The 13,571-nt window shown below is 71.3% G+C and carries 12 protein-coding genes; 4 read left to right on the plus strand and 8 right to left on the minus strand.

The features are described from left to right. Positions 1–27 precede the first annotated feature (27 nt). The 3 genes from CF165_RS15810 to CF165_RS15820 all read left to right on the plus strand — a co-directional run bounded on the left by CF165_RS15810 (position 28) and on the right by CF165_RS15820 (position 1,278). A complete protein-coding gene (locus CF165_RS15810; RefSeq protein WP_093948258.1) occupies positions 28–531 on the plus strand; it encodes a GNAT family N-acetyltransferase in 504 nt (167 codons plus the stop codon). A 133-nt stretch (positions 532–664) separates the two neighbouring features. After that, positions 665–862: a hypothetical protein gene (locus CF165_RS15815; RefSeq protein WP_004561810.1), complete on the plus strand. Its 198-nt coding sequence runs from the start codon at positions 665–667 to the stop codon at positions 860–862. After that, positions 862–1,278, plus strand: a complete 417-nt coding sequence (locus tag CF165_RS15820) for a VOC family protein (RefSeq protein WP_093948259.1) — start codon at positions 862–864, stop codon at positions 1,276–1,278. The genes CF165_RS15815 and CF165_RS15820 overlap by 1 nt, the downstream gene beginning before the upstream one ends. A 198-nt stretch (positions 1,279–1,476) precedes the next feature. On the opposite strand, the gene CF165_RS15825 is transcribed toward CF165_RS15820, so the two are convergent. From CF165_RS15825 to CF165_RS15860, 8 genes are all read right to left on the minus strand, one after another. Beyond that, positions 1,477–2,745, minus strand: coding sequence for an aminotransferase family protein (locus CF165_RS15825; RefSeq protein ID WP_093948260.1), 1,269 nt, complete (start codon positions 2,743–2,745; stop codon positions 1,477–1,479). Positions 2,746–2,838: 93 nt separating this feature from the next. Continuing rightward, positions 2,839–4,029 (minus strand): CaiB/BaiF CoA transferase family protein, encoded by a 1,191-nt coding sequence (locus CF165_RS15830; RefSeq protein WP_093948486.1) that lies wholly within the window; start codon positions 4,027–4,029, stop codon positions 2,839–2,841. Positions 4,030–4,034: 5 nt separating this feature from the next. Then, the gene (locus CF165_RS15835) at positions 4,035–4,733 is read right to left on the minus strand and encodes a GntR family transcriptional regulator (RefSeq protein ID WP_093948261.1); all 699 of its coding nucleotides are present in this window, start codon (positions 4,731–4,733) and stop codon (positions 4,035–4,037) included. A gap of 4 nt (positions 4,734–4,737) precedes the next feature. Continuing rightward, the gene (locus CF165_RS15840; protein WP_167441449.1) at positions 4,738–5,517 is read right to left on the minus strand and encodes an SDR family NAD(P)-dependent oxidoreductase; all 780 of its coding nucleotides are present in this window, start codon (positions 5,515–5,517) and stop codon (positions 4,738–4,740) included. A gap of 2 nt (positions 5,518–5,519) precedes the next feature. After that, entirely contained in the window at positions 5,520–7,220 is a 1,701-nt protein-coding gene (locus tag CF165_RS15845; RefSeq protein WP_093948263.1) for a hydantoinase B/oxoprolinase family protein, read from the minus strand. Then, positions 7,217–9,238 carry a hydantoinase/oxoprolinase family protein gene (locus CF165_RS15850; RefSeq protein ID WP_093948264.1) on the minus strand — a complete coding sequence of 674 codons (2,022 nt, stop codon included), beginning with the start codon at positions 9,236–9,238 and terminating at the stop codon, positions 7,217–7,219. The genes CF165_RS15845 and CF165_RS15850 overlap by 4 nt, the downstream gene beginning before the upstream one ends. Then, entirely contained in the window at positions 9,235–10,830 is a 1,596-nt protein-coding gene (locus tag CF165_RS15855; protein ID WP_093948265.1) for a thiamine pyrophosphate-binding protein, read from the minus strand. The genes CF165_RS15850 and CF165_RS15855 overlap by 4 nt, the downstream gene beginning before the upstream one ends. Before the next feature lie 71 nt (positions 10,831–10,901). Then, positions 10,902–12,077 carry an NAD(P)/FAD-dependent oxidoreductase gene (locus CF165_RS15860; RefSeq protein ID WP_093948266.1) on the minus strand — a complete coding sequence of 392 codons (1,176 nt, stop codon included), beginning with the start codon at positions 12,075–12,077 and terminating at the stop codon, positions 10,902–10,904. 80 nt (positions 12,078–12,157) lie between these two features. Between CF165_RS15860 and CF165_RS15865 the strand changes: the two genes are divergently transcribed. Next, entirely contained in the window at positions 12,158–13,522 is a 1,365-nt protein-coding gene (locus tag CF165_RS15865) for a WS/DGAT/MGAT family O-acyltransferase (RefSeq protein WP_093948267.1), read from the plus strand. Positions 13,523–13,571 lie beyond the last annotated feature (49 nt).

Below are 13,571 nucleotides of genomic sequence, written 5' to 3' on the forward strand. Positions count from 1 at the left end.
GCCGCCCGGGCGCGTAGAACTGCCCGGGTGATCCGGCTCGCGCGCCCCGACGACCTGCCCGCGTTGATCGACGTCGAACTCGACGCGGGCGGCCTCTTCCGTGAAGTCGGCATGGCGGCGATCGCCGACGACGACCCCGGCTCGGTGGCCGAGCTGGCCGTGTACCAGTCCGACGGGCGCGCGTGGGTGAGCGTCGACTCCGGCGACCGGCCGGTGGCCTACCTGGTCGCGGAGATCGTCGACTGGTGCGCGCACATCGAGCAGGTCTCGGTCCGGCCGTCGCACGCGCGGCGCGGGCTGGGCGGCGCGCTGATCGAGACGCTCGCCGAATGGGCTCGTTCCCGTGGGTTGCCGGCGTTGACGCTGACGACGTTCGCGGCCGTGCCGTGGAACGCGCCCTACTACGAGCGGCTGCGGTTCCGGGTCCTGCCGGAGGCGGAACTCGGCGACGGGCTGCGGGCGATCCGCCGCGCCGAAGCCGCTCGCGGCCTGGACACCTGGCCGCGCGTCGCCATGATTCGACCCCTCTGACCTGCGGCTTTGCTTCGCGCTCCCCTACTTGGGGGAGAGACTGGCGCGACCGGTCGAACATGTGTTCTACTGTGCGAGCCGGTCCCGGAGGGGGAAGCTCCGCGGGCCGGCCCACAGACTTCGGGAGGTTGTTGTGGCGGTCAAGATCACCCACCTGACGAACGGCCAGCAGGTGCGTTTCGCCAACGCCGACGGCGCGCGCCGCTACGCCGAGATCATGGGTGGCGGCGTGGACAAGTGGCGTTTCACGGTCGTGCCCGAGGACCCGATGCTGCGGAAAATGTCGGACTCGGTCGTTAACGTGCCGGTATGGCGCATGACTTCCAGGTAGTGGTGGATACGGCCGACCCGCACGTGCTCGCGGACTGGTGGGCCGAGACGCTCGGCTGGCCGGTGGAGCCGACGGACGAGGACTTCGTCCGCGAGATGATCGCGAAGGGGTACGCGAAGGAAGAGGAAACCCGGACTTACCGCGGCGCGCTGGTCTGGAGAGCCGGGGCGGCGATCCGCCACCCGGACTCGCCACCGGACGGTCCACCGCGGCGGATCCTCTTTCAGGAGGTTCCCGAGCCGAAGACGGTGAAGAACAGGATGCACATCGACGTGTGGGTCGGTGCGGACAACGTCGAGGCGACGCTGGAGAAGCTGACGTCGCGCGGGGCCGTGTTCCTGCATCGCGGGCGGCAGGGACCACACAGCTGGGTGACGATGGCGGACCCGGAAGGCAACGAGTTCTGCATCTCATGAGACGTCGGCGAGCCGGCGGCGGGGCTGGGGGTCGCCGCCGGCTCGGCGCGGTGAGATCCGGGCTCGATCACGCGAGATCCGGCTCCGATCACGCGAACCCCGCGTTCGATCACGCCGGACCCGGCCCCGGTCACGCAGCCGAACGTCATGAACGACTCTTTCCTGCCGTCGGAGGACAGGAAAGAGTCGTTCATGACCTCAGACTTGCGCGGCCAGGCGGTCCAAAGCCTTCGGCAGCGCCGACGCCAGCAGGTCCAGCTCCGGCTCGGCCGCGACCAACGGCGGCGACACCGCGACACCCCGCCCCAGGTTGCGCACGATCACGCCCTCGTCCCGGCAGGCCCGCTGCAGCTTCACCGGCGCACCCGGGTCGGCGTCCATGACCTCCGCCGTCAGCTCCACCGCCGCCAAGAAGCCCAGGCCCGCGCGGACCTCCGCGACCAGTCCGTGCCCGGCCACTCCCGACACCGCGTCGGCCAGGGGTTTCTCCAGCTCACGACCTCGCGGGATCAGCCCGTCGCGCTCGTAGATGTCCAGGGTCGCCAGGCCCGCGGCGCACGCCACCGGGTGACCCGCGTACGTCGCGCCGTGGCGGAAGATCGGCGCGCCCGGCTTGCCCGTGAAGAACGGCTCCGCCACCCTCGGCGCCACGATCAGCGCGCCCAGCGGGATCGTGCCGCCGGTGATGCCCTTCGCCGTCGTGATCAGGTCCGGCCGGACCGGCCAGCGGTCGATGCCGAACCAGGTGCCGAGCCTGCCCCACGCCGCGATCACGCAGTCCGCCACGAACAGCACGTCGTGGCGGCGGCAGATCGCCGCCACCTCCTCGAGGTACCCCTCCGGCGGCAGCAGCACGCCGCCCGCGCCGATCACCGGCTCGCAGAAGAACGCCGCGACGCGAGCCGCGCCGACCCGCTGGATCTCCGCCTCCAGCGCCGCCGCGTCGTCGTACGGGACGTGCGAGAAGTCCGGCGGCTGCGGGCCGAAGCCCGCCGTGTTCGCCGGGATGCCGCCGACCGCCGTGCCGAAGCCGTGGGTGCCGTGGTAGCCCTGCGCCCGGCCGATCACGTGCACCTTCTCCGGACGGCCGGTGTGCGCGAAGTACGCCCGCGCGAGCTTCACCGCCGTGTCGATGACGTCACCGCCGCCCGAGCCGAAGAACACCTTCGACCCCGGTTCCGGCGCCAGCTCGGCGACGCGGTCGGCCAGCTCGATCGCCGGCTGGTTCGCGTTGTAGCCGAACAGGTTGTAGGAGTCGAGCGTCCGCAGCTGCCGGGTGACGGCTTCGGTGATCTCGGGACGGCCGTGGCCGAAGTTCGCGTACCAGAGCGACGCGGTCGCGTCGAAGTACCGGCGGCCCGCGTCGTCCCAGACGTACGAGCCCTCGCCGCGGGTGATGACCATCCGGTCGCCGTCGACCGCGCCCATGTCGGCGAACGGGTGCCAGAGGGCGTGCTGTGCTGACATCGGTCCTCCATAAGTCCTGCCCCATCCCTACCAGGGCGGAGCCGGAATCGCGAACACTCCATCGTGCACAGTTCGCGGATCCGGACTGGCCGGTCAGTCCAGGAACCCGGCGATCTCCTCGGCGGAGTAGCCCAGCTCCGCGAGGACTTCCGCGGTGTGCTGGCCCAGCGTCGGGGGCGCCGACGTCGGCCGGGCCGGGGTGCCGGACGCCTTCACCGGGAAGCCCGTGCCCAGGTACGTCCCGACCGTCGGGTGCGGCAGCCGCACCACCTGCTCGCGCGCGGCCGTCCACGGGTCCGCGTAGACGTCGTCGATCTCGTTGATCGGGGCCGCCGGGATGCCCGCCCCGTCGAAGTCCTTCATCCACTCCGCCGCCGCGCGCGTCCGGAGCACCGGCTCGAGCAGCGAGTTCAGCTCGTCGCGGTGGGCCGCTCGCAGAGCGTTCGACGCGAACCGCGGGTCGGCGGCGATGTCCAGGCCGAGCACCCCGCAGAACGCGTGCCACAGCTTTTCGCTGCCCACCGCGATGATCAGCCAGCCGTCGGAGACGTGGTACGCCTGGTACGGCACGATGCTCGGGTGCGCCGAGCCCATCCGGCGCGGCCGCGGCGTGTCGTAGAAGTGCGCACCCGCGGCGTAGACGTGCCAAGCCAGCTGACTGTCCAAAAGGGACACGTCGAGGTACTGGCCGCGGCCGGTCGTGTGCCGCGCCTGCAGCGCCATCAGCACCGCGATGATCGCCCACGTCCCCGCGTTCAGGTCCGCCACCGGCAGCCCGACCTTCGCCGGCGCGCCGTCGGGTTCGCCGGTCAGCGACATCACGCCGCCGAGCGCCTGCGCGACCAGGTCGTAGCCCGCGCGGTCGCGGTACGGCCCGGTCTGCCCGAACCCGGTGATCGACACGTGGATCAGCCGGGGGTTGAGCGAAGACAGCGTGTCGTACGCGACCCCCCACTTCTCGAGCGTGCCCGGCCGGAAGTTCTCGACGAGCACGTCGGCGTCCGCGACCAGCCGGCGGAGGGCTTCGCGCCCGCGATCGCTCTTCAGGTCGAGCACGATCCCGCGCTTGTTCCGGTTGGCGGCCAGGTAGTAGACGGCCTCGCCGCCGACGAACGGCGGCCCCCAGCCGCGCGTGTCGTCGCCGTGCCCGGGCGACTCGACCTTCACCACGTCCGCGCCCATCTCGCCGAGGTACTGGGTGCAGTACGGCCCGGCGAGGATGCGCGAAAGGTCTACGACCTTGATCCCGTCCAGCGGGCGGAATCCGTCAGGGCCGGCAGGCATCGAAGTCACTCCACTCTCCCGGGCCGGGGTGTGCTCAGCTCCAGCAGGCGGGCTTCGGCGTCGCGAAGGTAGCGGTCCAGGGCCGCTTCCGCCGCGTCGAACCGGCCGCGGCGCAGGTCGCGCAGGATCTCCTCGTGACACTGGAGGAACGGCTCGTAGAACTCCCGGGTGTTCTCGTTCAGCACGAAGAACAACCGCGTTTCGGCGAGCACCTGGCGCATCGTCGCGGAGAGACGTTCGCTGCCGGCCAGGTCCGCGAGGGCCTGGTGGAAGTGGATGCTGGCGGTGCCGACGGCCGGCCAGTCCTCGGCTGCCACCGCCAGCCGGCCTTCGCGGAATGCTCGCTCCACACCGGACAAATCCACAGTGGGCAATTCGGCGGCGCGGCGCAGAGCGCCGCATTCGGTGGCCCGGCGGACGACGTAGAGGTCAGCGATGTCCTCCGTGGTCAGTTCGCGCACGAACACGCCGCGGTTCAGCTCGTGCACGGCCAGCCGTTCGTGGGCCAGCAGCTGGAACGACTCGCGCAGGGTGTTGCGCGAGACGCCGAGTGCCGAGCTGATCACCGGCTCCGAAAGCCGTTCACCGGGGGCGAAGACGCCGTCGGTGATGTACTGGCGCAGGATCGCCGCGACCCGCTCGGCCGTGCCGCTGCGTTCGAGCTGGTGCCGCTCGCTCTCCAGCCCCGAGGCATCGACGGTCACGGCGCTACCTGACGCCGAGCTCGAAATCGAGGCTGTAGCGGTTGCCCGGCATCGCGCCCGCGGCCTTCGCGCCGTCGATCGGCAGCACGACACCGTTGACGAACCGCGACTCGTCGCTCGCCAGGAACACCACGGCCTTCGCGACCTCCCAGGCCTCGCCGACGCGCGCCGCGGGCGTGCTGGCGACGAGCTGGTGCTGCTTGGTCTCGAACTCCTCCGGCGACGCGAGGGTGCCGCGCAGCATGTCGGTGTCGATCGCGCCCGGGTTCACCGTGTTGGCCCGGATGCCCTGGTGCGCGTGCGCGACGGCGATGGACTTCGTCAGCCCGACCAGCGCGTGCTTGGTGGCGTTGTACACCGGGTCGCCGGGGCGGCCCATCACGCCGCCGTTCGACGACGTCGTGATGATGCTGCCCGCTTTCCGCTCGATCATGTGCGGCAGGACGGCGCGGGTGCCGAGGAAGGCGGCGCGCACGTTCAGCGCGAAGATGTCGTCGAACTCGGCCAGCGTAGTGTCCACAAGGGACTTGCCGAGGTGGATGCCGACGTTGTTGAACAGCACGTCGATGCGGCCCGCCTCGGCGATGACGCCGTCGACGAACGCGCCGACCTGACCCTCGTCCGTGGCGTCCACGATGGAGTAGCCGGGTATGTCTTCGACGGGCTCGCGAATGTCGGAAGCGAACACGATCGCGCCCTCGGCGAGGAACTCCTTCACCGTGGCGAGGCCGATGCCCCGCGCGCCACCGAAGACGACCGCCACTTTACCGGCCAACCGACCCATGTTCACTGCCCTGCTCTCAGTCGTGCTGTCTGCTCTTCGTCCACCGCGTAGTCCTCGGGGAGCCGGACGAGCGCGTCCGGTCGCCCGAGGTACCGCACTTCGACGCCGTACACCTCGCGCGCCGCTTCCGCCGAGACGTAACCCTCGACGACGTCGGCGAGCACCGCCGCCACCGGCCGCTCGAGCGGCCGCCCGTACCCACCACCGCCGGGCAACGTGACGTCCACAACGGACTCAGGCGTCAGCGCCACACGGCTCTTCGCGGGCAAAACCGTTCCGCCATGGAGGCCGAACCGACCGGGCGCACCGGATCCCCCACCATCCACACCGGACGCTGCGGCGCGCACCCGGTCGACGTTCCCGTTGACACTCCAGGAAGTCACGCCGAGTGCTCCCATCGTGGTCACCTGTCCGAGTCCGCCGCGGAACCGGCCCGCGCCGCCGGAGTCGGTCCGCAGCGCGCGGGTGTGCTGGACCAGCGGCGCCATGGTCTCGATCACCTCCGTCGGCGTCGAGCGCAGTCCACTCGGGAATCCCGTGGTGTTCAGGCCGTCCTTGTCCGCACGCGCACCCGTGCCGCCGGTCTGGAAGACGTTGAGCATGAACCCGGGGCCACGCCAGATGGTCATCCACAGCGCGTCCGCGCTCGGCGCGATCGCCGCCTCCGGCAACGCGCCGATCAGCAGTGACGGCAGGAAGTGCCCGATCAGGTGCCGGGACGCGACGGGCGCGGGCGGCAGGCAGTTCAGCACCGACCCTTCGGGCGCGGTGACGCGCACCGGCCGGAACGACCCGGCGTTGTGCGGCACCTCCGGCGAGATCGCCGCCTTGACCGCGAACGACGCGTACGCCCGCGTGTAGTTCATGACGACGTTGATCCCGCGCCGGCTCTGCGGCGACGAGCCCGCGAAGTCGAGGTGGATCCCGTCACCGTCCACAGTGGCCGTCACGCGCAGGATGACGTCTTCGTCGTCGAAGCCGTCGGTGACGATCTCGTTCCGGTACGTCCCGTCCGGAAGCTCCCGCAGCGCGTCGCGCAGGGCCTTTTCGGACCGGTTCATGATCTCGGCGGCGACGTCGTCGAGGGTGTCGAGGCCGAGCTCGTCCAGCAGCCGCAGCAGGCTCGCCGCGCCGACCTCGTTGCCGGTGACCTGCGCGTACAGGTCGCCGATGGTCTCCTCCGGCGTCCGGACGTTCGCCCGGATCAGCCGTTCCAGGTCGGCGTTGACCTCGCCCGCGCGGAGGACCTTCATGATCGGCAGGCGCAGGCCTTCTTCGAAGACCTCGTGGGCCTCGGCCGACACCAGCCGGCCGCCGATGTCGGGCGCGTGGCAGCACGACGCGAACCACGCGACCAGCCGTCCGTGCCGGAACACCGGTGTCGCCACGGTGATGTCGTTGATCTGCCCGGCGGTCTGCCACGGATCGTTCGTCAGCAGCACGTCCCCGGGCTCCAGGGTCTCCGGCGGATACGCGGCGACGAAGTGGTGCATGCCGGTCGCCATCGCGTTGATGTGGCCGGGCGTGCCGCCGACGGACTGGCCGATCATCTCCCCGCGCGAGTCGAACACCGCGCACGCCAGGTCGAGCGATTCACGCACGACCGCCGAAAAGGCCGTGTTGACCAGCGCGTTCTGCTGCTCGGCGAGGATCGAGTGCAGGCGGTTGCCGAACAGCCCGACGAGGATCGGGTCGACGCTCACACCGTCACCTCCAGGGCACCGTCGGACCTGACGACGCAGTGCGCACCCGGCGGGACGACCACAGTGGACTCTCGTTCCTCCACGATGGCCGGTCCGTCGACACGGGTTCCCGGCTCGAGCCGGTACCGATCGAACACCGCCGTGTCGGCAAATCCCCCTGCCGACGGGAAGTAGGCCTTGCGGGTCCCCTTGCGCGCGTCTCCCGAGGAAGCCCCAGCGGCAAGCCGGAGCGTGACGTCCGGCGCGGGACCGCTCGAGACGACCCGCCAGTTCAGCACCTCGACCCCGACCTCGGGTCCGGTGCGCCGGTAGAGCGTGCGATAGGTGCGGGTGAACTCGTCGATCAGCGTTCCGGGCCAGCTGCCACCGTGGACCGGGACGCGGATCTCGTAGCCCTGCCCGGCGTACCGCATCTCGGCGATGCGCCGGTGCGTCACCTCCGCGACCCCGGACTTCGCCAGCAGCGCGGCACCTTCGGCTTCCATCTCGGCGAACAGCGCGTCGACCTGCTCCCACTCCAGGTCGCGCACGGCCGCCCGGGCCGAGCGCACGAAGTCGAACGCCAGCGGTGCGGTGAGGAAACCCGCGGCACTGAGCACCCCGGCGGCGGGCGGCGCGACGACGGACGGCGCTCCGAGCGCCCGCGCGACGCCGGCACCGTGCACCGGACCCGCCCCGCCGAAGGTGTACATCGGCAGCTTCGCCGGGTCGTGCCCGCGCTCGACGGCGTGCACGCGAGCGGCGTTGGCCATGTCCTCGTTGACGCTGGTGTGGATGCCCCAGGCGGCCTCTTCGACGCTCACGCCGAGCGGAGCGGCGATCTTTTCGTGAAGCACCGCTCTCGCCGTCTCGTCGTCCAGGCGCATGCCGCCGCCGAGGAAGTAGCCGGGATCGAGGTAGCCGAGCACGAGGTCCGCGTCAGTCACCGTGGGCTCGGCGCCCCCGCGGCCGTAGCAGACCGGACCGGGCTCGGAGCCCGCCGAGTCGGGCCCGACGGTCAGCAGCCCCAGTGCGTCGATGCGCGCGATCGAGCCTCCGCCGACGCCGATCTCGATCATGTCGGTGACCGGGACCCGCACCGGCAGCCCGGAGCCGGGCAGCAGCCGGTACTTGCGGTCCACTTCGAACTGGTGGGTGACCAGCGGCTCGCCCCCGGCGATCAGGCACAGCTTCGCGGTGGTCCCGCCCATGTCGAAGGCCAGCAGGTCCGGCGGTCCGATCGCGGCCGCCGCCAGCGCCCCGCCCGCCGGGCCGGACTCGAGGATCCGGATCGGATAGCGAGCGGCAGTGTCCACAGTGGCCAGTCCACCGTTGGAGAGCATGATGTGCGGCGCGCGGGCGACCCCCAGCCGGTGCAGCCGCCGTTCGAGGTCACGCAGGTAGCGCTCGGTGAGGTCCTGGACGTAGACGTTGGCGACCGTGGTCGACGCGCGCTCGAACTCACGGATCTCCGGCACTACGTCGGAAGACAGCGCGACCCGCAGGCCGGGCGCGACCTCGGCGAGGATTTCCGCGACACGCCCCTCGTGCGCCGGGTTGGTGAAGGAGTGCAGGAAGCAGACCGCGACGGCCTCGATCCCGCGGTCCGCCAGTTCCCGCCCGAGCCGGGCGACGTACTCCTCGTCGAGTCCGGTGTGGACAGACCCGTCGGCGAGGATCCGCTCCGGGACGTCGAACCGCAGGTGCCGCGGCACCAGGGGCGCGGGCAGTTCCAGGTGCAGGTCGTACAGCTCGTACCGGTGCTCGCGGCGCATCTCCAGGACGTCGCGGAACCCGGCGGTCGCGAGCAACGCGGTCAGCGAGCCTTTGCGCTCGATCAGCGCGTTCGTGACCAGCGTCGTCCCGTGCACCACCTGCTCGACGGCCCCGACGTCCGAAAGCAGCGCGGCCAGGCCCTCCTCGACCGCACGCGCCGGCTCGTCGTGCGTGGTCAGGACCTTGTGGACGGCGACGATCCCGGTTTCGTCCACCGCGCAGAGGTCGGTGAACGTGCCACCGACGTCGACGCCGATCCTCATGTCCGGTACCACCGCGGCGAAGTGTTCAGCGGCGGCTTCAGCTTGGCCTTCACGACCAGCACGTTCGGCTCGTCCGACTCGACGAACTCGCCGAGCAGCCGCCGGAACGCCCGCCCGAAGCCGGAAACGCGGTCGGCGTGCACCCCGAACGACCGCGCCAGGCCGACGAAGTCCGGGCTGTCCCAGTCGACCCCGCGGTGCGGCAGGCCCTCGCGGTCCTGGTCGTAGCGCAACATCCCGTAGCCGCCGTCGTCGACGAGGACGACCGTGACCGGCAGCTGTTCCTGCGCGAGCGTCGCCAGGTCGCCGCAGCCGTAGAGGAATCCGCCGTCACCGGTGATGCAGATGGCGCGCCCGGTGCCGGCGGCGGCCGCGCCGAGCGACGCCGGGAAGCCGTAGCCGAGCGTGCCCCAGCCCATCGGGTAGGCGAGCTTGCGCGGCGCGCGCACCCGGTGGAAGCCGCCGACCCAGTACCCGGCGACGCACATGTCGGACACGAGGACCGCGTCGGTCGGCAGCACTTCGTCCAAAGTGGACAGGAAGTCGTAGGCCTGCGGCTCCTCGTCGCGGATCCGCTGGCGCACGCGCCGGCCGATACCGGCCAGCCGCAACGTGATGTCGTCGAGCCCGGGCCGCTGCTTCGGCAGCAACCGCTCGACGATCGAGCGCGCGTCACCGACGAGCGTCAGGTCGGGCTGGTAGTTCTTGGCGGCGTCGTCGGCGTCGACGTTGACCGCGATGAGCTGGGGCGGCTTGGGCATCCGCCAGTTCTGCGTCATCAGGCCGTCGAAGTCGGTGCCGATGGCGAGCACGACGTCGGCTTCGTCCCACAGCTCGCCGACCTCCGGCGTGTGCACCGGGTTCGGCGCCAGGCACGGGTGGTCGAGCGGGAGCAGCCCGCGCGCGGCGAACGTGGTGATCACCGGCGCGGCGAGCTTCTCCGCGAGCGCGCCGATCGCGTCGCCCGCCCCCGAGCGCAGCGCGCCACCACCGGCCCAGATCAGCGGGTTCCGCGCATCGGACAGCATCGCCTCGGCCCGCGCGAGATCGGGGACGTCGACGTCGGGTTTGCGGTGCGGCGCGGGCGGACGGCGGTGCGGCACGCTCTCGCGCAGGTAGTCGGTGGGCACGCCGAGGTAGACCGGCCCGCTCTGCGGCAGCAGCGCGAGCCGCGCCGCGCGGTGCAGGGTCGTGCCGACCTGGTCGGCGGCCCGCACGGTGAAGCCGCCCTTGGTCACCGGCGCGAACATCGCCTGCTGGTCGGAGGTCTCGTGCAGCACGCCGCGGACGACACCCGGGCGGCGCAGCGTCGAGGGGATGTCGGTGGCGATGACCAGCACCGGAGCGGCGGACGCCATGGCCTCGCCGACCGCGCCGAGGGTGTTGGCGGCGCCCGGGCCGGTGGTCACGAGGGCGACGCCGAGCTTGCCGGTGGCGCGCGCGTAGCCGTCGGCGGCGTACCCGGCGGTCTGTTCGTGGCGGACGCCGACGAGCTTGATGCGGGTTTCACCGAGCGCTTCCCACAGTGGCAGGTTGTGCACCCCCGGGAGCCCGAAGACGATCTCCGTTCCGAGCGCTTCCAGCGCGTCCACCAGCTCCCGAGCACCACTCACAGCCACGGCCCGGATACTGCCAGATCGTTGAACGATCTGGCAATCAGCCCCTAGACGATGTTGTGCTCGGCACTCGTCGTCCCCGCGGCGAACCGGCGGACGTCGAGCTCCGCGATGTCCACCGCCGGCTGTCGGCCCAGGTAGAGGTCCCGGATCAGCTCGCCGGCGGCCGGGCCCATCTGGAAGCCGTGCCCGGAGAAGCCGGTCGCGTAGAAGAACCGCGACAGCAGGACGCTTTCCCCGATGATCTGGTTGCGGTCCGGCGTCATTTCGTACAGCCCGGCCCAGGCCGTCCGGACGCCGGCGTCGAGCACGGCCGGGATCCGGCGGCCCGCCAGCTCGGCCAGCCGCGGCAGCCACTCGCCCGGCTCGTAGCGGGTGCCGAACCCCGGAAAGCCGTCGTCCTCGGAGAACGACATCGCCAGGCCGGGACCCTCGCGGTGGCAGTAGAACGCCGAGGGCAGCTCGATGGTCAGCGGAACCGGCTCCGGCAGCCCGGGCACCGGCCCGGTGAACACGACCTGCCGCCGGAACGGGCGCACCGGCAGCTCCAGCCCGGCCAGCTCGCCGATCCGGCCCGACCACGCGCCGGCCGCGCACACCACCGCGCCGGTCCGCACGAACCCCGCCGTCGTGTTAACGCCGGTTAGCGTCTCGCCGTCGCGCTCGATCCCGGTGACCTCGATCTTGGTCCGCAGCTTCGCGCCGTGCGCCCGGGCGGCTTTCGCGTACCCCTGCACGACGGCGTCCGGCGTCGCCTTCGCGTCGTCCGGCGACCAGAGTGCGGCGACGACGTCGTCCGTCCGGAGCAGCGGGAGCACCGTCTTGGCTTCGGCGGGGTCGAGGAGGTGGCTGCGGACGCCGTACTCGCGCTGCAGCTCCGCGCAATGTCCGATTGCGGGCACGTCCGCCGGGTCGGTGAGCAGGTACAGGTAGCCGTCACGCCGGAAGTCGATCTCGACGCCGAAGTCGCGGGAGAAAGCGCTGTACGCGGCGAGCCCGCGCAGTCCCAGCTCGACGTTGACGCGGGTGGTGAACGACGACCGGATGCCGCCCGCGGCCTTCGCCGTCGAGCCACCGCCCAGCTCGCCGCGCTCGAGCAGCAGCACGTCGACACCGGCTTCGGCGAGCCGGAAGGCACAGCTCACGCCGATCACGCCACCGCCGATCACGACGCACTCGGCCATCTGTGGCACGGCCGTTTCCCCGGCGCCGCGGACGGTCATACTCGCCAGGGTAGAACGTGATCCACCCGCGGGCGCCGAGCGCGTAGAGTCGGCGTGCCGAGCGCGGAAGGTGATGTCCCATGGCGATGATGCCCGTGACCGACTCGATGTTCCTCCTGGTCGAAACGCGCGAGCATCCGATGCACGTGGGCGGTCTGCAGCTGTTCAAGAAACCGGAGGGCGCCGGCGACGACTACCTCCGCGACGTCCGGAACAGCCTCCTCGAATCGGACAACATCCGCTCCGTGTTCCGGCGCCGCCCGGCCCGGCCGGTCAACACGATGGGCCACGTCGTCTGGGCGAACGACACCGAGCTCGAGCTCGACTACCACTTCCGGCACTCGGCGCTGCCGCGCCCGGGCCGTGTCCGCGAGCTGCTGGAGCTGACGTCACGCTGGCACAGCACCCTGCTCGACCGGCACCGCCCGCTCTGGGAGACCCACCTCATCGAGGGGCTCGACGACGGCCGGTTCGCCGTCTACACCAAGGTGCACCACGCGCTGATGGACGGCGTCTCGGCGCTGCGGCAGCTGCAGGGCACGCTCTCGGACGACCCGGCGGACATGGACTGCCCGCCGTGGTGGGGCAGCCGGCGCAAGCCCGGCGAAGAACGCGCGAAGCGCCCGCGGTCGTTCCTGCAGACCGCGAGCAAGACGGCCAACCAGCTCGCGGGCCTGGCGCCCGCCGCGATGAAGGTGGCGCGGGAGGCGTTCGGCGAGCACACCCTGACGCTGCCGGGACAGGCGCCCAAGACGATGTTCAACGTGTCGATCGGCGGCGCGCGGCGGTTCGCGGCGCAGAAGTGGTCGCTGGACCGCGTCCGGCAGGTGGCGACCGCGGCCGGGGTGTCGCGCAACGACGTCGTGCTCGCGATGTGCTCGGGCGCGCTGCGGGACTACCTCATCGAACAGCGCGCGCTGCCGGACGCGCCGCTCATCGCGATGGTGCCGGTGTCGCTGCGCCGCCAGAACGACCCCGGCGAGGCCGCGGGCAACAACATCGGCGCGCTGCTGTGCAACCTGGCCACCGACCTGCCGGACGCGGGCAAGCGGCTCGTCACGATCCACCAGTCGATGCGCAACGGCAAGCGGCTGTTCTCGGAGCTGACGCCGTTGCAGACGCTGTTGTTATCGGCCGTTAACGTCGCGCAGCTCGGCGTTTCGCCGATCCCGGGCGTCGTCAAGAACACGCGGCCGCCGTTCAACCTGGTGATCTCGAACGTGCCCGGCCCGCGCAAGCAGATGTACTGGAACGGCGCCCAGCTCGACGGCATCTACCCGGCGTCGGTGCTGCTCGACGGCCAGGCCGTGAACATCACGCTGACCAGCAACGGCGACCACCTCGACTTCGGCGTCACCGGCTGCCGCCGCAGCGTCCCGCACCTGCAGCGGATCCTGACACACCTCGACACGGCCTTGGTGGAGCTCGAAGCCGCGGTGAGGTAGCCCGTTCACCGACACCCGACTCCCCCATCGGATGGAATCTTTCCGAACT

Source organism: Amycolatopsis vastitatis, from assembly GCF_002234595.1.
GTDB lineage: Bacteria > Actinomycetota > Actinomycetes > Mycobacteriales > Pseudonocardiaceae > Amycolatopsis > Amycolatopsis vastitatis.